This window comes from Rhodococcus sp. BH5, assembly GCF_027583855.1.
Lineage (GTDB): Bacteria > Actinomycetota > Actinomycetes > Mycobacteriales > Mycobacteriaceae > Rhodococcus_F > Rhodococcus_F qingshengii.
In genome coordinates this window covers 321,148-341,408 of sequence record NZ_JAJHVW010000004.1, presented here as the reverse complement: position 1 = coordinate 341,408, position 20,261 = coordinate 321,148, and the positions used below count along the sequence as shown (strand labels likewise).

Sequence of the window (20,261 nt, the reverse complement as noted above, 5' to 3'; positions counted from 1 at the left end):
ACAAGAGTGCTGCACATGCACAGTTGCCACGTTACCGGCGAAAATCCACCGCGAAGCCCGATAACCGGCTCGAACAGGCTTCCTTCATCGAATCTTCACAGTCGAGTGGAAACCACCACGCGACAGCAATGCAGACACGCAGTCGACTAACCTCGGTCTGATGAGCGCCGAACTACGACCTGGCGAGGAACCGGGGCGCGTTCTTGTCGTCGACGACGAGACTGCCCTCGCCAAGGTTGTCGCCAACTATCTGACACGCGAAGGATTCACCGTGCGCCTCGCCCACGACGGGCCGAGCGCAGTACGTTCGGTGCGCGAATTCGAGCCCGCGCTGATAGTGCTCGATCTGATGCTCCCGGGCTTCGACGGCATGGAAGTCTGCCGACGAATCCGTACCTTCTCCGATGCGTACATCCTGATGCTGTCCGCCCGCGGTGAAGAGTCGGACAAGGTGACGGGTCTGGCGGCCGGCGCTGACGACTACGTGGTCAAACCCTTCGGCCCCCGCGAACTGGTTGCGCGAGTGAAAGCACTGCTCAGACGGCCACGCGCGTCGAGTTTGCTGCCAAAAGTGCTGCCGACGCCTCCCGGACTCGACATCGACGTCGTGGCCCGCACGGTCCGTGTCGACGACACCCTGGTCGATCTCACTCCCACCGAGTTCACCCTGTTGTCCGCGCTTGCGTCCCGACCCGACGCTGCCTGGAGTCGGGCCGAGATCATCACCTCGGTGTGGGGCTCGTCCTGGTTCGGGGACCAGCACATCGTCGACGTCCATGTGCGTGCATTACGCCGCAAACTCGGCGACGACGCGACCGATCCTCGGTTCATCAGAACCGTCAGGGGCGTCGGATACTCCCTGAGGTCGTCATGAACGAGGTCGTCATGAAGAAACTCGGGCTACGCGGAAAACTGCTGCTGGCGCAGCTTGTCGTCCTGTTCGTCTCCTGCCTCGCCATCGCCGCAGTCGCCATTGCCGTCGCTGCCCCGCTCTTTCACAACCACCTCATGATGGCCGGCATCGAAGACTCGAATGTCCGTACCCACACCGAAGAGGCATTCGCTCAGACCATGACCATTGCACTGTTGTGCGGGATCGCGGTCGCACTGGTGGGCGCAAGCATCGCCGCGGTCTACATCGTCCGACGCATCACGGCCCCGATCTCAACGCTGGCGGAGGCGGCTCAAAGCGTCGCAGACGGGAACTTCGACGTGACTATCGGCAGGTCCGACGTAGATGCCGATTTCACGCGTCTCGAAACTGCCTTTGCCGACATGGCGGCACGCCTTGATCATTCGGATCGGGTCCGCAAACGCCTGCTTGCCGATCTTGCCCACGAATTACGCACTCCGGTATCGACTTTGGCTGCGTACGTGGACGGCATCGAGGATGGCGTCCTCCCCACGGACAACTCTTCATGGTCGGTCATGCGCGATCAACTCGAAAGACTGCGTCGGCTCTCTTGCGATCTGGCGGACGTCTCCGCGGCCGACGAACACGCTCTCGAACTCGATCGCCGAGATGAGAAGATCGACGACATCGTTTGCAGCGCAACGGCAGCAGCGGCGCCACGTTTCGCCGATCGTGGAGTCGAATTGACGACCGCGCTACCTCCGCAACCGATCACGGCCGAGGTCGATCGCCAACGAATCGAACAGATCCTCGCCAATCTGCTCGAAAACGCGTTGCGGCACACTCCGAGCGGAGGTTCGGTGACGGTGACACTCGCACGGGAAGGTGACCACCTCTCGGTGTCCGTCACCGACACCGGTGACGGAATTCCCGCAGACCAACTCGAATCAGTCTTCGACCGTTTCCATCGCGGTGATCGATCCGACGGTTCCGGTTTGGGGCTCACGATTGCGCGCAGCCTCGCGCTCGCACACGGCGGCGATCTGTCGGCGCTCCGAAACGAGCAACCTCTCGGCAGCACGCTGATCCTCACCTTGCCGACAGGTTTCAGGCTGCCGCTTTGAACGGATCGTGCTCGGCGATCAGCTTTTCCAGTCGAGCCTCGTCCACTCGAACCCTGACTGTGGATGCCTCCTGCTGATCACGAATCACCTTGGCCAACGTGAACGTACTGGTGACCAAGAACAGCAAGGACATTCCGAGAAATCCGCGTTGCCACGCATCGATCGGAAGATACGCAGTTCCGAGGAGGGTGCCGACAAAACTGACGGCAAAGGCTATTCCGGCCTGAAGATAGAAGGCTGCAGTGGTCTTCGAGGGTGTTGTCGGTGTGCTCATGCTTCGAAGTCTGCTCGCCCATCCCGGCACTCGGATGCGTAGTCCTACTCGAGTGCGCACGGTACTTCCCCGGCAAAAATCAGATGCCGTTACCCATCCTGGTGGATAGTCTCGGTCCGGTATCCGGAGTTGTTCCAGAGCAGTCAGACGGCAGGAGTGATCGATGACCCGCAGACATATCGCCATGGTGAGCATTCCGGCACCGGGCCACGTCAATCCGAGCCTGGCGATCATCGCGCGTCTCGTCGCCGCCGGTCACCGCGTCACCTATGCCAACGACGAGTCGATGCGTGAGATCATCGAGGCGACCGGGGCCGAATTCGCACCGTACGTCTCCACGCTGCCCAGCCTCGTCCCTTCTCCCGACGGCGCCGAACCCGAGAAGAGCTGGGACGGGGATCTGATCGATCAGTTGACGATTTTCCAGGACGATTACGAGTCGATGCTGCCGCAGCTACGCCGAATCTACGAAGACGATCGCCCTGACCTCTTTCTCTACGACATCGCCGGCATTCCGGCACGAATACTGGCTCAGCAGTGGGGCGTTCCCATCATCCAGTTATCGCCGACGTACGTTGCCTGGGACGGTTACGAAGCCGACGCCGCACCGATGTACGACGAAATTCGTTCCGATCCGAGAGGCGTCGACCTGCTCGATCGGGAGACCCGGTTCTTCCGCGCCGAAGGCGTCGAGGTCGATCCACGTGAGTTCACCGGACGCCCACCCCGTGCAATCGTGCTGATCGCAGAATCGATGCAGCCCAACGCCGAACGCGTGAACCGCGACGTCTACACGTTCGTCGGCCCCGCACTCGAACCGAGCAGTCAACCTTGGGTGAACCCGGATCCCGAACGCAAGCTCTTGTTGATCTCGCTGGGTTCAGCATTCACCGATCATCCGGATTTCTACCGCACCTGCGTCGAGGCTTTCGGCCAGATGGACGGCTGGCACGTCGTCCTCCAGATCAGAAAGCAGGTGCAGATCTCAGATCTCGGACCATTGCCCGACAACGTCGAAATACACCGTTGGGTACCGCAGTTCGCGATTCTGCAGCAGGCCGACGCGTTCGTGACCCACGCGGGTATGGGCGGATCCAGCGAGGGACTGGTGACCGGGACACCCATGATCGCAGTGCCGCAAGCCGTCGATCAGTTCGGCAACGCCGACTCGCTCGTCGACGCCGGTGTCGCAGTACGCGTCGACAGCGCTACCGTCACGGCAGTAGAGCTTCGTGAGGCGCTGACTCTGGTGAGCGCCGACGAGTTCCGCCGACGCAGCGCGGAGTTGGCAGAAGAACTCGCAGCGGCGGGCGGTGTGTCCCGCGCCGTCGAATTGATCGAAGCCGCTCTACCCGGCAGCGGGCCCAGATAATGTCTGCTACCAGTGCCAGGCGTCGCCGCCCACGTTCTTGATGGTTCGCTGCAGCACAGTGATGGTGGTGACAAACTCCTCTTCGGTGATTCCCTGCATCCGCTCTTCCTGCAGCATCTGCTGTACCCGCGCGGCGCGATCGAACTGCTCGGAGCCCGCATCAGTCGGGCGAAGGACAGACCCGTCTTCGCGCGCCCACCCCAGTTCGAGGGCAGAGTCGACGGCGTCATCGATCACGTCGGTGGATTCGTTCGGACCGATCGTCCGCAAGAGGACAGCACGCTCCACCCCTTCAGGGTGCAGCGAAAGTTGGTGCAGGACCCACCACCCCGGCTGGGTGACGCCGATCGCTTCGAGTGCTCCGCGCGTGCGCGTGCGAATCGCTTCACCGGCTCGCGCGGTCCAGAATCCGATCGGCTGGTTGGCCGGTGGCTGCATCGCTTGTTTGTTCATGCACACGACGATAAAACCTCAACGGAAGTTCAGGTCAACCACCAGCGAGGTGAAGTTCTACATATGTTGCGTGATTGCTCGGCCGATAATGCGGGCGGCGTCGGGGAACTCACCCGGGTTCGGTCCGGCGTAGTTGAGCCGCAAGAACTTTCCAGTCGGTTCTGCCGGGAACCAATCGTCACCGGCCCCGACGATGACGCCGGCCGACCGGCAGTCCTGCACCACGCGTTCGACGTTCGTGGTGTCCGGGAGCCGAAGCCAGAGGTTGAGTCCGCCTTTCGGTACGGCATCGAGGTGAGCGTCCGGCGCGTGCTCGCGCAGACTCGAGACGAGGAGGTCGCGTCTGGCCTCGAGTTGGTGACGAAGCCTGCGCAAGTGGGTTCGCCAGGCCGGTTGGGTCACGACGTCGAGCGCTACCGCTTGCAGCATCCCGCTGACGTACATCGAATCTGCCTGTGTATCAGCCAGAATCCGCTCGTACGCCGGACCCCGAGCAATCAATCCGGCAACTCGCACCGACGGGGACACGCTCTTGGTCAGCGCACGAAGGTAGACGACGTGACCGCTGTCGTCTCGTGCAGCGATGGGGCTGGGATCTGCGGTGATTCCGAAGTCGAGCGCCGAACTGTCCTCGATGAGGAATGCGCCGTGCCGACGGACGGTGTCGAGAACCTTGTCGGCCAACGACGGCGACCACAGCGCTCCGGTCGGACTCGCGAAGCTCGGTTGTGCGTAGAACGCACGGGCACCGGTCTGTTCGAATGCACGCGAAAGCTCTTCAGGATCAGGCCCGTTGGCGCCGCTGGAGATCGGAATGACCGTGACTCCTGCCTGCGCGGCGGCCAGGATCGCACCCCAGTAGGTCGGCGATTCCATGAGCAACGGACGCCCCTCCCCCACCAACGCGCGAAAGGACGTCGCAAGCCCGCCCTGACTGCCGGGAAGTACAACCACGTCGTTCGGCCCCGGCGGCGTGATCCCGGCAGGAGTGGCGGAACCCAATTCGGAGGCAAACCAGGACTGCAGTTCCGGAAGCCCGGCAGCGAGGGGCCGATTGAACACGGCGTCGGTTCGCGTCGCCCTGGTGAAGGCTGCACGAACCAGACCTTCCGGCAACAGCTCTCGGGCCGGATAGCCGGAATGCAGCGCGATCACGTCGTTGGAGGTGGACTGCAGCGCCATGGGCAGCTGCAGACGATAGTTCGGCGATCCAAGCGCCGCTGTCTGCCACCCGTAGTCGTTGGGTCGCACGACGCGCGCCGCGCGCACGAAGGTCCCCACACCGGGACGAGCCTCCACAACCCCCTGAGATACCAGTGTTCGCAGCGCCTTCTGCACGGTGACCGGACTCGCCCCGTGCAGGCTGACGAGCGACCGAGTGGACGGAAGCTTCGCGCCTGGAGGAGCCGTCGCGATCCACTCACGCAAAGCTGCGACAATCCTCGAACTGCTATCATTGGACATGTCGAATCATAGTAGCGCTACTCCTCTTTCGCCGCTAGCGCTATCGCAAATCAATGTCCGTTTCCAGACCGAACCCTGAGGCGCCCTTCTCATCTGAAACACAACTCACCCACCCGAACCGGAGAGGTACGTAACCGCGTGAACACACCCATCGATCAGGCCCGCAAGCTCGAGAATGTCAGGTACGACATCAGAGGGCGAATTCTCGACAAGACCGAAGAACTCGAGGATCAGGGACACACGATCCTGCGACTCAACGTCGGCAATCCGGCCCCCTTCGGATTCGAAGCTCCGGACGAAATCATGATGGCCATGATCCGCAATCTCCCTACCGCGCAGGGATATTGCGATTCTCGCGGACTGTATTCGGCGCGCACTGCGGTGGTCCAGTACTACCAGACGCGGGGTATCACCGACGTCACCGTCGACGAGATCTATCTCGGAAACGGTGTGTCCGAACTGATCACCCTGACGATGCAGGCCCTCTGCAATCCAGAGGACGAGATCCTGATTCCCGCTCCCGACTATCCCTTGTGGACGGCTTCGGTTTCACTTGCCGGCGGCACGCCCGTCCACTACCTCACCGATGAAAGCCAAGGCTGGGCACCGGACTTCGACGATCTGGAAGCTCGGATCACGCCGCGCACCCGAGGGATTGTCGTCATCAATCCCAACAATCCGACGGGCGCCGTCTACTCGACGGAGGTGCTGCAACGCTTCGTGGATCTAGCGCGCAAACACGATCTGATGCTCTTCGCCGACGAGATCTACGAAAAGATCGTCTACGACGGCCGATCCATGACAAACCTTGCGACGATGACCGGGCGAGACGTTCTGTGTCTGACGTATTCGGGACTGTCCAAGGCCTACCGCGTGTGCGGATTCCGAGCCGGATGGCTGGCCATCACCGGACCACTCGAGCGGGCGTCGAGCTTCATCGAAGGCATCAAATTGCTGGCCAACATGCGAATGTGTGCCAACGTGCCGGCGCAGCACGCTATCCAGACTGCACTCGGCGGACGCCAGTCCATCGAGGACCTGTTGCTTCCACAAGGTCGGCTGACGGCCCAGCGCGATCTCGCACACACCACGCTCAACAGCATCGACGGGATCAGTTGCCAACAGGCCGACGGGGCGCTGTACCTGTTCCCCAAGCTCGACGTCGACAAGTTCGGCATCGTCGACGACGAGAGGTTCGTTCTCGATCTACTGGAATCGGAGAAGATTCTTGTCAGCCACGGTCGCGCGTTCAATTGGATCGAACCCGATCACTTCCGGTTGGTGACTCTCCCCAACACCGACGATCTCTCGACGGCACTCGAGCGACTCGGCAACTTCCTCAGTTCCTACAGCCAGTAGCCCTGGGTACCGGGCCCACATACGACTGAACGCCGACCGGATTTCCGGTCGGCGTTCAGTGGTGAAAATCAGCAGGCGATCAGGCAGTGACGATCGCGTCGAGGGCCGAGTAGAACAAGCCCAATCCGTCGTCACTGGGACCGGTGAGAGCCTCGGTGGCGTGCTCGGGGTGCGGCATCAAACCGACGACCCGGCCGTTGGCCGAGGAGATGCCGGCGATACGACGCTGCGAGCCGTTGGGGTTCTCCTCCGAGTAACGGAAGACGACGCGGCCTTCGCCCTCGAGTTCGTCGAGAACCTTCTCGGACGCCTGGAAGCGACCTTCACCCGACTTGAGGGGGATGAGGATCTGCGCGCCGGCCTCGTATCGCGAGGACCACGCCGTGTTGTTGGCTTCGACCGTCAACCACTCGTCGCGGCAGATGAAGTGCAGACCCTGGTTACGGGTCAGGGCACCGGGCAGCAATCCTGCTTCGCAGAGGATCTGGAAACCGTTGCAGATGCCCAGGACCGGCATGCCGCCCTTGGCTGCTTCCACAACCTTGCCCATCGCGGGAGCAAAACGTGCGATCGCGCCGCAACGAAGGTAATCGCCGTACGAGAATCCGCCGGGCACGATGACCGCGTCGACACCCTTGAGGTCTGCATCGCCGTGCCAGAGTTCGACAGCTTCACCGCCGGCCAGGTTCACTGCCCGAGCCGCGTCGATGTCGTCGAGCGTGCCGGGGAAAGTGATTACTCCGATACGTGCGCTCATGCCTCGACTCGCCTGACGGTCCAATCCTCGATCACCGTGTTGGCCAGCAGGCCTTCGGCGATCTTCTCGAGTTCGGCGTCTTCGACACTGCCGTCGATCTCCAACTCGAACCGCTTGCCCTGACGGACATCGGATACTCCTGCAAAGCCCAGGCGAGACAGTGCCCCGACAATTGCCTGTCCCTGGGGGTCGAGAATCTCGGCCTTGGGCATGACTTCGACGACGACACGGGCCACGTGCTGCTCCTCGGTACTAGTGCGCGAACCCGGAGTGAAACGCTCGGGTGATGGCCAGTTTACCGGGCGGACCCGAGATGGTTCGCATCGAGTGATCGGGGCGTGACGGCCACCACCTGTGAAACCCGCCTGCGAGTCCCTTCGGGGCGGCGCATACTCGAAATCATGCGACTGACACATTTTGGCCATTCCTGTGTGCTCGTGGAGTTGAACGGCTCGAAGATCCTCTTCGATCCCGGCAACTTCTCGCACGGATTCGAAGGCATCACCGGCCTCGACGCCATCCTCGTGACACATCAACACCCCGATCACGCCGACCCTGCGCGGCTGCCCGAACTGGCCGAAGCGAATCCCGACGCCGTGCTCTACAGCGATCCGCAGACGGCTGAAAAGCTCGGTGGGCGCTGGACCGGCGTCCGGCCGGGCGACCGGTTCAGCTTCGGCGACGTCGAGGTGACCGGAACGGGCGGAGAGCACGCAATCATCCATCCGGACCTACCGATGATCGACAACACCGCGTTCCTCCTCGGTGACGCCACCAACCCGGCACGGTTCATGCATCCCGGCGATTCCCTCTACGTCCCCGAACAAAAGATCGACGTTCTCGCCCTCCCCGCCGCCGCACCGTGGCTCAAGATCTCGGAGGCCATCGACTACCTCCGCGCGGTGGCGCCGCGCGTTGCGGTTCCCATTCATCAAGCGATCATCCGCGACGAGGCCGCGGGCATCTTCTACGGTCGCTACTCGGAAATGGCTGCCGACGGCACCGAGTTCCGAGTTCTCGACGAGGAGTCGAGCGTCGAAGTCGCCTGATTCGGTTCTCACGCACTCACATCGACGATGATCCAGCCGGTGCTCGTGCCACCGGCTGCGTCGGTGAGTGTGTAGAGAATCCTGTCGGTGCCTGCCTTCGTTCCGGCTTCGAACACCACTTCGCCGTTTTCGAGCTTCACGGTGCCACCGAGAAGTGACGTTGCCCCGACGCCGGTCACTTTGATCGAATCTCCGTTGCTGTCATGATCATTCGCGACGGCGTCGACGGTGACTGTGCCGCCTGAGCGGACCCGCGCGATGTCGAGTGCGGCGTACGGCGGGATCGGGCTTGCCGTGTACCGACCGACGTCGTCGAGTCGAGCCGAGGCAACCTCCGCCGCATCGACGATGGCAGCGAATTCGGTGCCGTCGAAGCGCGAGAGCTCGTTGCCGTTCATGATGGTCGATCCCTCGGCGCCGCCGCCGTGGTAGTCGTCGGCATAGAAGTTGTGGCCCAACTCGTGGCGGAGAACGCGGCTGAAGTTGCCGTCGGACTCGGCACTTACATGCGCGTAGCTGTGGTCGAGTTCGAACTTCGAGTAGTAGGCATTTCCGCCACCGGATGCGCACACGACGGTCGCCTGATCGACACTCGACCCGACCTGATCGGACCACAGATCTTCCAACTGCTCGAGATTTTCACAACTGCTCGAGTACGGATCGCCGGCGGAATCTGCCCGCAGGACAACTCGACCGAGGACCGGCCGAATCCCGACGTCTCTGATCCAGATGGCAGCGGTGCGGGCCATTGATTCCTCGGCCCGATCCAGAGCGACGGCGGCACTGCCTGCGCCGTGCGCGGAGTACCACTCGCCACTGAGGTCCAGTCCCACCACGAATTGCTTGACCGTCTTGCCGACCCTTGCGGCCGAGGCCGGCGCAATGGCGGCGGTGGGCCACTTGGGCTTTGCGTCGATCGGCGCCGTGCTGCGACCGACCACGTCGGATCCGACGAACTCGAGCGAAGCACCACGATCGAAAATCACCTGCCCTCGCAGTGTTCCGGCGGAGTCGACGATGGCCGAGACGATTGCGTCCGGACGCCCTTCCACGCTGCCGATGTACGAACGGGGCGCCGGGATCACCGCGTCGGTCAGCTCTCCGTCGCTGTCTTGCACAGCCATCGAGAACTCGGATCCCCGCAGGTTCATCTTGTGAAGGCGCAGTGTGAGTTGCTCACCTTCATCGTCGACGGTTGCGGTGCGGACGCCATCGCTCGACCCGCTCGACCCGCCGTCGACACTGCCCGTCGGCAGCGTGTGAACCGCGCTGGTCGGAGCGGCAGACGCGAGCGCCGGAACGAACGCAGCACAGACGACTGCGCCCACAGCCACGGCGACAAGACCCTCGGCCGACTTGGAGAACACTCTCGTGCGCATGGCGAGATCCCAATCCCATCTACTAGCGGCAGATTAACTGCACGCACTCTAGCAGTGGGAGAGTTGGCTGACCCAGCGCTCTAATTAATCGTCCGTTTTATGCGATTTTGACCCATTCTGCACTACTACCAGCAAGGAAGTGGAGAAACGCGAAGAGTCTGCCCGCTCGGACAACCCGGACAGACGACATATTCTCGTAGCTATCAAATAGTTGCCAACTACCGAATTCAGGCAGCGCCGAGCTCCTGAGACGGGGAGTTCCACCGATACACCTGCGAGTCGGCTTCGTGGAAGAGGGCAAGGTCGACGGCGTCGAGGACGGCCTGACGTGGGCCCTCGTTTCCCAACTGCTTGGCCGTGATCGACAATCTGACCAGTCCCCCACGTTTGGCGGCACGCCCGGCTCCGAGAACCAATGCGCGACACCACCACGGCTCGGCCTTGAAGCCTTCGCCGATCCCGAAAACCCTTCCCCGTTGCAAGGTTCCGCGGGTCAGATCATGTACTGCCCCGAGGCCTGCCATCGTGCGAAAGCCCGTCTCCGGCAACACCGACATGGCACCGGGCGATGCCACCCAGCGCGGCGGTGCGAACACCCGGGTCCGAAGGCCTGCATGCTCGAGAACGCGGTCCGCAGCGAGTAGTCGCAGTTTCGCTTCGTGCTTCGACAGAGTGGCGAACTCGGCTCGGCGACGCTTGGTCGCGGCCTGGTCGTAGCCGTGCAGAACGATGGCATCGCCGTGCTCGCGACGCTCACGCAGCCAAGCCGTCGTCACCGCGTCGTCGGCCAGTCGGTATTTGTCCTTCAGTCGCGGCGCCACCAGGAGCGACAAGCGGACACCTCGAGTGTCCATCTCGTCTGCGAATCCGGCAGCGAGATAACATGTCTCGTCTCTGATTCCGGATACCGACACGATCAGTTCTGCGGACATACTCCGATAGTGGCAGCTGTGGGTGAACAGCACACTGCCGCCGGATGATCATCCGGCGGCAGTTTTCAGCGCACCTACTGGTTCTTGGAAACCTCTAGTTCTTGGGAAGCGCAGCTTCGATCGCGGCGACAACCTCGGGTGCGTCAGGCTCGGTCCGCGGACGGAAGCGGTTGACGACGGTGCCGTCCGGTCCGATCAGGAACTTCTCGAAGTTCCACTGAATGTCTCCCGCAGCGCCTTCGGCGTCGGCCGCCTTGGTGAGCTCGGCGTACAGCGGATGCTGGTTTTCGCCGTTCACCTCGATCTTCTCGAGAAGCGGGAACGTGACGCCGTAGGTAGTGGAGCAGAACGTCTCGATCTCTTCGGCGGTACCCGGTTCCTGCCCCATGAACTGGTTGCACGGGATACCGATCACGGTCAGACCGCGATCGGCGTACTCGCTGGCCAGCTTCTCGAGCGCCGAGTACTGCGGGGTCAGTCCACACTTGGACGCGACGTTGACCACGAGGACGGCGCGGCCGTCGTATTCACCCAAAGAGGTGGGCACGCCACCGAGGGTGTTGATCGCGATGTTCTGTACTGGAGTTGTCATAGGCTCCAACTTAGCGACTCTCTCACGCACTGCTCCTTCGCGCACTGCTAATTCGACGCTCCGAGAATGCGATCGAGGTCGTCCAGAACGGTGAGGCCGCCGAGCGGTCCGACGCCGGTGATCCAGTAGGACATGTCGACCAGATGCGGGTTCGGGAAGAATCCGGCGTTGTCGGCCACGGCCTTCGGCATCGTGCCGGCATCGGCCGGTTTCGCGGAGGTGACCAGGATGAGGTCGGCGTTGGCTCCGGAGACGAATTCCGGGGAGAGGTCCACCGAGATCGAGTTCTCCCAGTCGCGTGCGGGAATCGTGAGTCCAGCACATTCGAGAGTGCTTCCGGCAAACGACGTGGGTCCGTACAGCGTCAGAACGTCGTCGCGTGGGCGGATCAGCTGAGCGGTCTTGCCCTCGGTGCTGTGCTTGCTCGCCACTTCCTCGCAGCGTGCCGTGTAGTCACCGAGCAGTTCACCTGCCTGATCGGTCTTGTTCAACGCCTCTGCGACGAACTGGACGTTGTCCTGCCACGGATCGGTCTGAGTTGCCATGTAGACGGTCGGTGCGATGGCAGCGAGCTGCTCGTACAGATCACCGTGCCGCGATTCCGTTCCGATGATCAGGTCCGGGCTCAGTGCGACGATCTTCTCGAGGTTCGGTGCCGCGACGGTTCCGACCATCTCGATCTCCGCCGCCTTCTCACCGAGGTACGCCGGAACGCCGGTCGTCTCGCTGAGTACCGCGGTGCCCACGGGAATCACGCCCAGCGCTACCGACGTGTCGAGCTGAACCGGCTCGAGCACGACAACTCGCTGCGGATCCGTCGGTACGTCGGTAGTTCCACGGGCGTGGGTGACCGCGTGCACGGTGTCGGCAGACTGACTGCCGGTATCCGTCTTGTCGTCACTGCCACACGCCGTTGTCGTTGCCACTATGGCGGCGAGGACAAAACCACCCAGCATGTACTTCGTCCGCGAGTTACTGCGTTTCATTCACAAACTCCTGTTACCGACTGCTTCCGACCGTCACAGCCACGTGCATTCACCGCGGCTGAGCAAAGGATTCACCATCCAATAGTCTGGTGAGCCTAACCTACGAGACTGGAGCCTCATCATGTCTTCCCTCCCCTGCCACAGCGACGGTGTCCTGGGGAAAGGATCTATGCAGTGCCTTTCGGAATTTGTCGCCAATCCGCAAACCAGTCGACGCCCTCACGCCTGTACACGGCAGTCGTCGACCGCCGGCGAACCTATGGTCGGTCGCGCCGGAATGACACATCTGTGGGTATTGATCGAGCATCCCGGCCCCTGGCCGGCGTCCGCCCCTGACGACGTTCTCCCCGTCGCGCTCACCGAAAAGATCTACGCAGCGCAGGGCCGTATCCGTGTCGTGGTGATCCGGCGGACCCGCAACCGCCGGGTGCTCACCCCGACGTGTGTACTCGCCTGGACGGACGGCACACGCCAATGGATGCGGGAAGGGGCGGTCGACCGATACGAGGACCTGTCGGTACTGCCGTTCGAATCGATGGCCACCGGAGCGGAACCCGACTTCGGCCGCTCCCGCACGGAACCGCTCTTCGCAGTCTGCACGCATGGAAAGAAGGATGCGTGCTGCGCGGAACTCGGCCGCCCGGTCGTTTCGGCGCTGAACGCGGCACAGATCGCAGATGTGTGGGAATGCAGTCACATCGGCGGAGATCGTTTCGCGGCCAACATGATTGCGTGGCCTGCCGCAGTCTATTTCAGCCGACTGGACGGCAACTCCGCAATCGATGCTGCCGAGAAATACCTAGCCGGAGAATTGGAGCTGCTGCACCTGCGCGGCCGGGCGGCACTGTCACAGGCCGCTCAGGCAGCCGAACATGCTGTCCGACGCGCCACCGACATCGTCGCCACGGACGCACTCGAGAGCATCAGCGAGAGTGTCGACGGAGAACACACGACTGTCGATCTTCGGTTGGAGGGGAGAGACTTTCGCGTCGTCGTTCGCTCCGGTCCTCCAGGGCTGCCGTTCCGACATGATTGTGGTGCCGGAGGGACCGTCGAATGGAGCGGATGGACCGTCGAGCACGTTCACGAGCAACCCCACTGACCACTCGATTTCGACAAGAGTGCCCGGCAGGCCATCGAACCGAGATTTGCGCGGACTGACAACACTTCGAATCAGGTCGCGATGAAGGATCGACGCCCCTGGTGTTTACAGCTTGCATTCTTCCCATGACCACCGCACTGACGCCGAATGCCGTACCCCGGTCTGCTGATCCGATCAAAAGTGAGGTCGACTACGAAACACTGGCAGAGAAATTCCGTCCGATCTTCGCGGACATCGCACAAGGCGTCGTCGAACGCGAACGCGATCACGTACTTCCCTTCCAACAGATCGACGCACTCAAGAATGCAGGCTTCGGCGCCGTTCGGGTGCCGACAACACACGGTGGATCCGGTGCGAGCATCCCGCAATTGATCCGCTTACTAGTCGAGCTGTCGAGCGCCGATTCCAATATCACCCAGGCCCTGCGCGGACATTTCGCATTTGTCGAAGACCGACTGGTCGCCGACCCAGGCCCGGAGCGTGACATCTGGCTCCGACGCTTTGCGGAGGGACAGTTAGTCGGCAACGCGTGGACCGAAATCGGCGACGTTGCATTGGGCGAAGCCAACACCAAGGTCTCGCCCGCACCCGATGCCGACCATTTCCTGGCGAACGGGGCAAAGTTCTACAGCACGGGTTCCATCTTCGCCGACTGGATCGACCTGTACTCGCAGCGCACCGACACCGGCGCATTCGTGATCGCGGCGGTCGAGGCGAGACAACCCGGTGTCACACACAGTGACGATTGGAACGGGTTCGGCCAGCAGACGACTGGCTCCGGTTCGTCCGTCTACGAGAACGCAATTGTACAGCCGGAGAACATCTTCGACTTCTCGACGCGATTCAAATACCAGACCGCGTTCTACCAATTGTTCCACCTCGCCACTCTCGCCGGCATCGCCAAGGCTGCTACGATCGAGATCTCTCGTCGAGTTGCCTCTCGCACTCGAACCTTCAGTCACGGCAACGCTCCGAGATACGCGCAGGATTCGCAGATCCAGCAAGTTGTCGGCGAGGTGTCCTCTGCAGCCTTTGCAGCCGAGGCCGTTGCACTGCACGCAGCACAGTCGTCCCAATGGGCTTACGAAGCCGCATTCTCCGGCTCGCCGGAGGAAGAGAAGGCCGCCAACATCGCAGCCGAAATCGATTCGGGGCGAGGGCAAGTCGCCTCGATCGGACTCGTCGTGCCGGCCACGGCCAAGATCTTCGACGCACTCGGTGCTTCCGGAGTCAGCCGCGACCTCGATCTCGATCGATTCTGGCGCAACGCCCGCACCGTCGCCAGCCACAATCCGGTCGTCTTCAAATCCAAAGTTGTCGGCGACTACGAAATCAACGGAACCGAACCGATTTACGTGTGGGCCATCGGGACCGCACCGACCGAAAAGGATGAACAGGCATGACCGTGACCAGTGAAACCGAAGTCTTCGTCGGCGTTCCCGACACATCCGAGGGCTGGATCGACCGGGCTCGCGAGGTGAGCAACATCCTTGCCGCCGACGCACTCGCCCGCGACCGAGCCGGCGAACCACCGTTCCGAGAAGTTCAGCTGCTCAAGGACAGTGGTCTTGTGACGCTCCTGGGCCCGGTCGAGTTCGGCGGCGGCGGGCAGCGATGGGAGACCGCCTACAAGGTGGTTCGGGAGATCGCCCGCGCCGACGGCTCCATCGGACAACTGCTCGGATACCACTACCTGTGGGCATGGGCAGCCAGATTGGTCGGAACAGATCCGCAGATCTCCGCTGTCGAGGAGCTGTACACGAGCAACCGATTCTTCTTCGGCGGCGCGGTCAACCCTCGAGACACCGACCTCACCGTCGCGGACCGCGGAGACACCCTGGTGTTCAACGGTGTGAAGTCGTTTTCCACCGGTGGCCGAGTCACCGACCTCACGGTGCTCGAAGGAATCATCGACGGAACTGCGACGCATGTGTTCGCAATCGTGCCGACTGCTCAGGACGGCATAGTCTTCCGCGGTGATTGGGACAATCTCGGGCAGCGCCTCACCGATTCCGGCAGTGTCGAGATCAACGACGTCGAGGTCGACTGGGCAAGTGCGGCAGGCTTTGTCGACAAGGAATTCCAACCTCTGGTCTACAACACCCTGAACTTCCCGGCGATCGAGATCGTGTTCGCCAACTTCTACCTCGGGATCGCTCGTGGCGCACTGGACACTGCCGCCGAGTACACCCGAACCCGTACGCGTCCATGGCCGTACGGCGGTGACAACCGCGAAATCGCAACCGACGAGTGGTACCTCCGTGAGGGCTACGGCGACTTGCAATCCAAGCTGTGGGCAGCGGAGGCCTTCGTGGACCAGGTCAGCCGTGAGGCCGACGCCGTGCTCCACGACGCTCGCGAAAACCTCACCGAGCAGGCTCGCGGCGACCTCGCCGTACGCATTGCGGCCGCAAAACTTCGCGCCGCCGACGTCTCCTTGGAGATCAGCAACAAGATCTTCGAACTGACCGGTGCCCGAGCCACGTCCAACGACGTCGGCCTGGACATCTACTGGCGCAACATCCGGACGCATACCCTTCACGATCCGCTCGCGTACAAGCGCCGTGAAGTCGGTAGTCGTTTTCTGACCGGCGAGATTCCCGAACCGACCTGGTACACCTAGCCACGAACAGAAAAAGACCGTCGCACGGTTGGTGCGGCGGTCTCTTTCATCGTTACGACCAGGATCACTGATCGTAGATCGGGTTCCGCGCCTGCAGCGCAGTCAAACGTTCAGCAGAGCGGACGTTTCTAGTGATGGCTCACGAACGACTGTTTGGTGCCGGTCGGAGCCGTTTCGAGCTTGTGCTGCTCTTCTTCGTCCTCGTCGTCGAGCATCGTGGCTTCGTTGAACGGAATCTTCCCGTCGAGTACCTCGACGACGCGTTCCTTGTCGATCGTCTTGGTCCAGGCGCCGACCAGGAGAGTCGCAACCGCATTGCCCGAGAAGTTGGTGATCGCTCGCGCTTCCGACATGAAGCGGTCGATTCCGACGATGAGTCCGACGCCGTCGAGAAGCTCGGGGCGATGGCTCTGCAGTCCGCCTGCCAGCGTGGCCAGACCGGCGCCGCTGACTCCGGCAGCGCCCTTGGAGGCGATGATCATGAACACCAGCAGCGAGAGCTGTTCACCGAAACCGAGTGGCTGTCCCATGGCGTCGGCGATGAAGATCGAGGCCATCGTCAGGTAGATCGCGGTGCCGTCGAGATTGAACGAGTAGCCCGTGGGAACGACGATGCCCACCGTGGTGCGCTCGACGCCTACGTGCTCCATCTTGGCGATCAGACGCGGCAGTGCCGATTCGGAGGACGACGTGGCGAAGATGAGCAGGTACTCACGGGCCAAGTACTTGACCAGCTTGAAGATGTTGAATCCGGTGACCGCGCGCAGCAGCGTTCCGAGAACACCAAAGACGAAGATCAGGCAGGTCAGGTAGAAGCCGATCATCAGCGTGCCGAGCTGGACGACGGCGTTCAAACCGGTCTGGCCGACGACGCTGGCGATGGCACCGAAAGCACCGATCGGGGCGAGCCAGAGGATCATCGTCAGGATCTTGAACACGAGCTTCTGGATGTATCCGACGGCCTTGAGGATCGGTTCACCCGACTTGCCGAGCGACTGGATCGCGAAGCCGACCAGAAGGGCGACGAACAGAGTCTGCAGCACGCTGCCGGCTGTGAGGGAGGACAGCATCGACGTCGGAATGATGGACGCGATGAAGTCCCAGGTACCGCCCGCGCTGTGGGCCTGATCTGCAAGCTTGGCCACGGAGGCCGCATTGGGCGTGATGTTCAGGCCACTGCCCGGGTTGAGCAGGTTGCCGACGCCCAGGCCGATCGCGAGTGCGATGGTGGACATCCCGATGAAGTAGGCGAGTGCGAGGCCGCCGACCTTGCCGACCTTGGCCGCCGCTCGAACCGAGCCGATGCCGAGCACGATGGTGCAGAAGATGACCGGGCTGATCATCATCTTGATCAGGCTGACGAACAACGTGCCGAGTACACCGACGGACTTACCGAACTCGGGTGCGAGCCAACCGACGAGGATGCCTCCGATGACCGCGACGATGACGCTCATGTAGAGCCAATGCGTCTTGTCGCGCTTTGCCTTGGTGCCCTCGGGCTGTGGGGAACCGTCTACTGTCCCTGTTGCCGTGCTGCTCATGGGGTGTCCTTTGGATCGGATATCTGTGAAGTGATCGGGATCACTTCGAGTCGTGGAGAATTCTTGTTGCAAACAGGTGGGCCCGGAAGTTTGTGTTCATTACGTTCAGGAGGCGCTCGATGGTCGAACGAAAGACCGGCCGACGTATGAGCGTCGCCAGGCAGATCCTGCTCCTGCAATTGGCGTTGTTGGCGCTGGTCATCGGTGTGGGAGCCGCGCTCGCAGTTGTCGACGAACGCCGAGACAGCGACGACGCGATCCGCAGGCAGGTGAGCTCGATAGCGCAGACTCTCGCCCTGTCGGATTCGACGGCGGCAGCCCTGACGAGTCCGGACCCGACCGCGATTCTGCAACCACAGACCGAGAAGATCCGACAGGCAACCGGCGTCGATTTCATCGTGGTGATGGCGCCTGATCGCACTCGGTTCACCCACACGAGCCCGGAGCTGATCGGTCAACTCTTCACCGGGAACATCGACCGCGCACTTGCCGGCGTGACCTTCACAGAGACGTACGCCGGGTCGCTGGGGCCGTCGATCCGCGCAGTCACTCCTGTCTACGATTCCGGCGGAGCCTTGGTCGGTCTGGTTTCTGCCGGTGTCACCCGCGAGCAGATCAGCAAGCAGTTCGCCCAAAGTGTTCCGGTCATCCTGTTCGTTGCCGGCGGCGGTCTTCTTGCCGCCCTCCTGAGTTCACTTCTGGTGAGTCGGCGTATCCGGCGACAGACCCTGGGGATGGCGCCGGATGAACTGCGCACCATGTACGAACACCACGACGCCGTCCTGCACAGCATCGGTGAGGGTCTGGTGGTGATCGGGCGAGGCCGAAGCAGAGATGCGCGAGTGGATATCGTCAACGACGAAGCGCGTCGCCTCCTCGATCTACCGGACGGGCCCGTGCCACTTTCGTCCATCCCCGAGACCATGCGAGTCGACGACGCCTCTCCCGCGAAGGATCAAGTGCACCTCACCGACAAGCGTGTGCTGGTGGTCAACCAACACCCGGTTGAGTGGGAGGGCAACAGAATTGGCACCGTGCTGACAATTCGCGATCACACCGAATTGCAGAACGTACTCGGGGAATTGGATTCGGTACGCAGTTTTGCCGAGTCGCTTCGATCGCAAGCCCACGAGAGTGCAAATCGTCTGCACACGATCATCACGATGGTCGAGTTGGGCCGGAACGACGACGCAGTGGCCTTCGCCACCAATGAATTGCGAGTGTCCCAACAGTTGATAGATCGTCTGATGAATGCGGTCCACGAGCCGGCGCTCGCCGCACTGCTGCTCGGGAAAATGAGTGAAGCGGCCGAACGCGGGGTCGACCTGACCATCACCGAAGACACCGCGCTCGGTCCGGTTCCTTCGCTCAATGCACGCGAGTTGGTCACGCTGGTCGGCAATCTCGTGGACAATGCTATTGACGCATCGCGCGCGAGCGAGTCTCCGTGGGTGGAAGTGACGGTAATGGAAGAGAATTCGATGATGGTTGTTGCCGTCGCCGACAGCGGCCCGGGAATGACACCCGAAGCACTCGAAAAGGCCAAGGGCCGTGGCTACTCCACAAAATCCGGCTCTCGCGGACTCGGTCTCGCACTGGTCTCTCAAGTTGTGAAACGGCACGGCGGCACGCTCACCAGCGAGCCGGCGATGGGCTCCATGCTGGTTGTCCGTATCCCGCTGCGCGAGGTGGAAGCACCGCGATGATCCGTGTGCTGATAGTCGACGACGAACCGTTGATCGCCCAGGCGCACCGTTCGTACGTCGAGCGTGTGCCGGAATTCGTGGTCCACGGCGTGGTTCATTCCGGGAACGCCGCCGTGCGTGCAGTTACGGCGGCCAACGCCACCGACCAGCCCATCGACCTGGTCCTGCTCGACATCGGGTTGCCCGACGCCAGCGGTCTCGACGTGGCTTCCGCCCTGGGCGGTTTGCGGCCCAGTCCGGACATCATCGCGGTTACCTCGGCGCGCGATCTGGAGGTGGTCCGAAGCGCCGTGGCTCGCGGGATCGTCCTCTATCTTCTCAAGCCGTTCACTTTCGCAGCATTCCGCGACAAGCTCGAGCGCTACCTCGAATATCGTGCAGCGCTTCCCGCTGGAGAGTCTGCGGTCAGTCAACACGACATCGACCGCGCGATGTCCGCGCTACGAACGTCCGACGATCGAGCAGCGGCACCGAAAGGCTTTGCGTCTCAAACACTCGGACTCGTCGCAGCGTCTGTCCGGGATTCTGAGGGACCCGTGACCGCTGCAGAGGTGGCAGCATCGGTCGGCGTGTCCCGGGTGACAGCCTGGCGCTACCTGGAAAAGCTGGCAGACGACGGCATGCTCACCCGGGAGACCGAGTACGGGCGCGCTGGGCGCCCTCAGGTTCGTTACCGCAGAACCTGATTGACACAG

20 protein-coding genes are annotated in these 20,261 nt (G+C 62.3%); 10 read left to right on the top strand and 10 right to left on the bottom strand.

What is annotated here, in order from left to right; translation table 11 throughout:
* The first annotated feature begins 160 nt into the window (after positions 1-160).
* The gene (locus RhoBH5_RS13260) at positions 161-874 is read left to right on the top strand and encodes a response regulator transcription factor (RefSeq protein WP_162114322.1); all 714 of its coding nucleotides are present in this window, start codon (positions 161-163) and stop codon (positions 872-874) included.
* Positions 871-1,977: a sensor histidine kinase gene (locus RhoBH5_RS13255; RefSeq protein WP_211921544.1), complete on the top strand. Its 1,107-nt coding sequence runs from the start codon at positions 871-873 to the stop codon at positions 1,975-1,977. The genes RhoBH5_RS13260 and RhoBH5_RS13255 overlap by 4 nt, the downstream gene beginning before the upstream one ends.
* Here the strand turns inward: RhoBH5_RS13255 and RhoBH5_RS13250 are convergent.
* Positions 1,961-2,251, bottom strand: a complete 291-nt coding sequence (locus RhoBH5_RS13250; RefSeq protein ID WP_270008398.1) for a YiaA/YiaB family inner membrane protein — start codon at positions 2,249-2,251, stop codon at positions 1,961-1,963. The two genes, RhoBH5_RS13255 and RhoBH5_RS13250, sit on opposite strands and share 17 nt — an antisense overlap.
* 163 nt (positions 2,252-2,414) lie before the next feature.
* On the opposite strand from RhoBH5_RS13250, the gene RhoBH5_RS13245 reads away from it, so the two are divergent.
* A complete protein-coding gene (locus RhoBH5_RS13245; protein WP_270008397.1) occupies positions 2,415-3,623 on the top strand; it encodes a macrolide family glycosyltransferase in 1,209 nt (402 codons plus the stop codon).
* 6 nt (positions 3,624-3,629) lie between these two features.
* On the opposite strand, the gene RhoBH5_RS13240 is transcribed toward RhoBH5_RS13245, so the two are convergent.
* Both RhoBH5_RS13240 and RhoBH5_RS13235 read right to left on the bottom strand, forming a co-directional pair.
* Entirely contained in the window at positions 3,630-4,076 is a 447-nt protein-coding gene (locus RhoBH5_RS13240; RefSeq protein ID WP_007734451.1) for a MarR family winged helix-turn-helix transcriptional regulator, read from the bottom strand.
* 57 nt (positions 4,077-4,133) lie between these two features.
* Entirely contained in the window at positions 4,134-5,540 is a 1,407-nt protein-coding gene (locus RhoBH5_RS13235) for an aminotransferase-like domain-containing protein (protein WP_042452643.1), read from the bottom strand.
* A gap of 138 nt (positions 5,541-5,678) precedes the next feature.
* Between RhoBH5_RS13235 and RhoBH5_RS13230 the strand changes: the two genes are divergently transcribed.
* Positions 5,679-6,899 carry a pyridoxal phosphate-dependent aminotransferase gene (locus RhoBH5_RS13230; protein WP_003945423.1) on the top strand — a complete coding sequence of 407 codons (1,221 nt, stop codon included), beginning with the start codon at positions 5,679-5,681 and terminating at the stop codon, positions 6,897-6,899.
* 79 nt (positions 6,900-6,978) lie between these two features.
* Here RhoBH5_RS13230 and purQ read toward each other — a convergent pair whose 3' ends face one another.
* Both purQ and purS read right to left on the bottom strand, forming a co-directional pair.
* Complete coding sequence (purQ, locus tag RhoBH5_RS13225) at positions 6,979-7,656, bottom strand: phosphoribosylformylglycinamidine synthase subunit PurQ (protein ID WP_003945887.1); 678 nt, start codon at positions 7,654-7,656, stop codon at positions 6,979-6,981.
* A complete protein-coding gene (purS, locus tag RhoBH5_RS13220) occupies positions 7,653-7,892 on the bottom strand; it encodes a phosphoribosylformylglycinamidine synthase subunit PurS (protein WP_003945817.1) in 240 nt (79 codons plus the stop codon). The genes purQ and purS overlap by 4 nt, the downstream gene beginning before the upstream one ends.
* Before the next feature lie 165 nt (positions 7,893-8,057).
* On the opposite strand from purS, the gene RhoBH5_RS13215 reads away from it, so the two are divergent.
* On the top strand, positions 8,058-8,705 hold the full coding sequence (locus tag RhoBH5_RS13215; RefSeq protein ID WP_270008396.1) for an MBL fold metallo-hydrolase: 648 nt from the start codon (positions 8,058-8,060) through the stop codon (positions 8,703-8,705).
* An 8-nt stretch (positions 8,706-8,713) separates the two neighbouring features.
* Here the strand turns inward: RhoBH5_RS13215 and RhoBH5_RS13210 are convergent, their stop codons facing one another.
* The 4 genes from RhoBH5_RS13210 to RhoBH5_RS13195 all read right to left on the bottom strand — a co-directional run bounded on the left by RhoBH5_RS13210 (position 8,714) and on the right by RhoBH5_RS13195 (position 12,594).
* Positions 8,714-10,084: an Ig-like domain-containing protein gene (locus RhoBH5_RS13210; protein WP_270008395.1), complete on the bottom strand. Its 1,371-nt coding sequence runs from the start codon at positions 10,082-10,084 to the stop codon at positions 8,714-8,716.
* Between the two features lie 227 nt (positions 10,085-10,311).
* Complete coding sequence (locus RhoBH5_RS13205) at positions 10,312-11,016, bottom strand: DUF2334 domain-containing protein (protein ID WP_007734443.1); 705 nt, start codon at positions 11,014-11,016, stop codon at positions 10,312-10,314.
* Positions 11,017-11,110: 94 nt separating this feature from the next.
* On the bottom strand, positions 11,111-11,608 hold the full coding sequence (locus RhoBH5_RS13200) for a glutathione peroxidase (protein ID WP_003945816.1): 498 nt from the start codon (positions 11,606-11,608) through the stop codon (positions 11,111-11,113).
* A gap of 47 nt (positions 11,609-11,655) precedes the next feature.
* The gene (locus tag RhoBH5_RS13195) at positions 11,656-12,594 is read right to left on the bottom strand and encodes an ABC transporter substrate-binding protein (RefSeq protein WP_042452648.1); all 939 of its coding nucleotides are present in this window, start codon (positions 12,592-12,594) and stop codon (positions 11,656-11,658) included.
* Positions 12,595-12,871: 277 nt separating this feature from the next.
* On the opposite strand from RhoBH5_RS13195, the gene RhoBH5_RS13190 reads away from it, so the two are divergent.
* The 3 genes from RhoBH5_RS13190 to RhoBH5_RS13180 all read left to right on the top strand — a co-directional run bounded on the left by RhoBH5_RS13190 (position 12,872) and on the right by RhoBH5_RS13180 (position 16,319).
* Positions 12,872-13,696 (top strand): sucrase ferredoxin, encoded by an 825-nt coding sequence (locus tag RhoBH5_RS13190; RefSeq protein ID WP_232329985.1) that lies wholly within the window; start codon positions 12,872-12,874, stop codon positions 13,694-13,696.
* Between the two features lie 125 nt (positions 13,697-13,821).
* On the top strand, positions 13,822-15,099 hold the full coding sequence (locus RhoBH5_RS13185) for an acyl-CoA dehydrogenase family protein (protein WP_007734440.1): 1,278 nt from the start codon (positions 13,822-13,824) through the stop codon (positions 15,097-15,099).
* Positions 15,096-16,319 (top strand): acyl-CoA dehydrogenase family protein, encoded by a 1,224-nt coding sequence (locus tag RhoBH5_RS13180; RefSeq protein ID WP_054188015.1) that lies wholly within the window; start codon positions 15,096-15,098, stop codon positions 16,317-16,319. The genes RhoBH5_RS13185 and RhoBH5_RS13180 overlap by 4 nt, the downstream gene beginning before the upstream one ends.
* Positions 16,320-16,447: 128 nt before the next feature.
* Here RhoBH5_RS13180 and RhoBH5_RS13175 read toward each other — a convergent pair whose 3' ends face one another.
* On the bottom strand, positions 16,448-17,860 hold the full coding sequence (locus RhoBH5_RS13175) for a C4-dicarboxylate transporter DctA (protein WP_007734438.1): 1,413 nt from the start codon (positions 17,858-17,860) through the stop codon (positions 16,448-16,450).
* Between the two features lie 119 nt (positions 17,861-17,979).
* On the opposite strand from RhoBH5_RS13175, the gene RhoBH5_RS13170 reads away from it, so the two are divergent.
* Both RhoBH5_RS13170 and RhoBH5_RS13165 read left to right on the top strand, forming a co-directional pair.
* Positions 17,980-19,566: a sensor histidine kinase gene (locus RhoBH5_RS13170; protein ID WP_270008394.1), complete on the top strand. Its 1,587-nt coding sequence runs from the start codon at positions 17,980-17,982 to the stop codon at positions 19,564-19,566.
* Complete coding sequence (locus RhoBH5_RS13165; protein ID WP_003945570.1) at positions 19,563-20,252, top strand: response regulator; 690 nt, start codon at positions 19,563-19,565, stop codon at positions 20,250-20,252. Before RhoBH5_RS13170 ends, RhoBH5_RS13165 begins: the two co-directional genes overlap by 4 nt.
* The last annotated feature ends 9 nt before the right edge of the window (positions 20,253-20,261 follow it).

Excerpts from the sequence above, each read along its gene's own strand:
- RhoBH5_RS13260 (WP_162114322.1), top strand. The coding sequence starts at position 161 with ATGAGCGCCGAACTACGACCTGGCGAGGAACCGGGGCGCGTTCTTGTC.
- RhoBH5_RS13255 (WP_211921544.1), top strand. The coding sequence starts at position 871 with ATGAACGAGGTCGTCATGAAGAAACTCGGGCTACGCGGAAAACTGCTG.
- RhoBH5_RS13250 (WP_270008398.1), bottom strand. The coding sequence starts at position 2,251 with ATGAGCACACCGACAACACCCTCGAAGACCACTGCAGCCTTCTATCTT.
- RhoBH5_RS13245 (WP_270008397.1), top strand. The coding sequence starts at position 2,415 with ATGACCCGCAGACATATCGCCATGGTGAGCATTCCGGCACCGGGCCAC.
- RhoBH5_RS13240 (WP_007734451.1), bottom strand. The coding sequence starts at position 4,076 with ATGAACAAACAAGCGATGCAGCCACCGGCCAACCAGCCGATCGGATTC.
- RhoBH5_RS13235 (WP_042452643.1), bottom strand. The coding sequence starts at position 5,540 with ATGTCCAATGATAGCAGTTCGAGGATTGTCGCAGCTTTGCGTGAGTGG.
- purQ (WP_003945887.1), bottom strand. The coding sequence starts at position 7,656 with ATGAGCGCACGTATCGGAGTAATCACTTTCCCCGGCACGCTCGACGAC.
- RhoBH5_RS13215 (WP_270008396.1), top strand. The coding sequence starts at position 8,058 with ATGCGACTGACACATTTTGGCCATTCCTGTGTGCTCGTGGAGTTGAAC.
- RhoBH5_RS13210 (WP_270008395.1), bottom strand. The coding sequence starts at position 10,084 with ATGCGCACGAGAGTGTTCTCCAAGTCGGCCGAGGGTCTTGTCGCCGTG.
- RhoBH5_RS13205 (WP_007734443.1), bottom strand. The coding sequence starts at position 11,016 with ATGTCCGCAGAACTGATCGTGTCGGTATCCGGAATCAGAGACGAGACA.
- RhoBH5_RS13200 (WP_003945816.1), bottom strand. The coding sequence starts at position 11,608 with ATGACAACTCCAGTACAGAACATCGCGATCAACACCCTCGGTGGCGTG.
- RhoBH5_RS13195 (WP_042452648.1), bottom strand. The coding sequence starts at position 12,594 with ATGAAACGCAGTAACTCGCGGACGAAGTACATGCTGGGTGGTTTTGTC.
- RhoBH5_RS13190 (WP_232329985.1), top strand. The coding sequence starts at position 12,872 with ATGACACATCTGTGGGTATTGATCGAGCATCCCGGCCCCTGGCCGGCG.
- RhoBH5_RS13185 (WP_007734440.1), top strand. The coding sequence starts at position 13,822 with ATGACCACCGCACTGACGCCGAATGCCGTACCCCGGTCTGCTGATCCG.
- RhoBH5_RS13180 (WP_054188015.1), top strand. The coding sequence starts at position 15,096 with ATGACCGTGACCAGTGAAACCGAAGTCTTCGTCGGCGTTCCCGACACA.
- RhoBH5_RS13175 (WP_007734438.1), bottom strand. The coding sequence starts at position 17,860 with ATGAGCAGCACGGCAACAGGGACAGTAGACGGTTCCCCACAGCCCGAG.
- RhoBH5_RS13170 (WP_270008394.1), top strand. The coding sequence starts at position 17,980 with ATGGTCGAACGAAAGACCGGCCGACGTATGAGCGTCGCCAGGCAGATC.
- RhoBH5_RS13165 (WP_003945570.1), top strand. The coding sequence starts at position 19,563 with ATGATCCGTGTGCTGATAGTCGACGACGAACCGTTGATCGCCCAGGCG.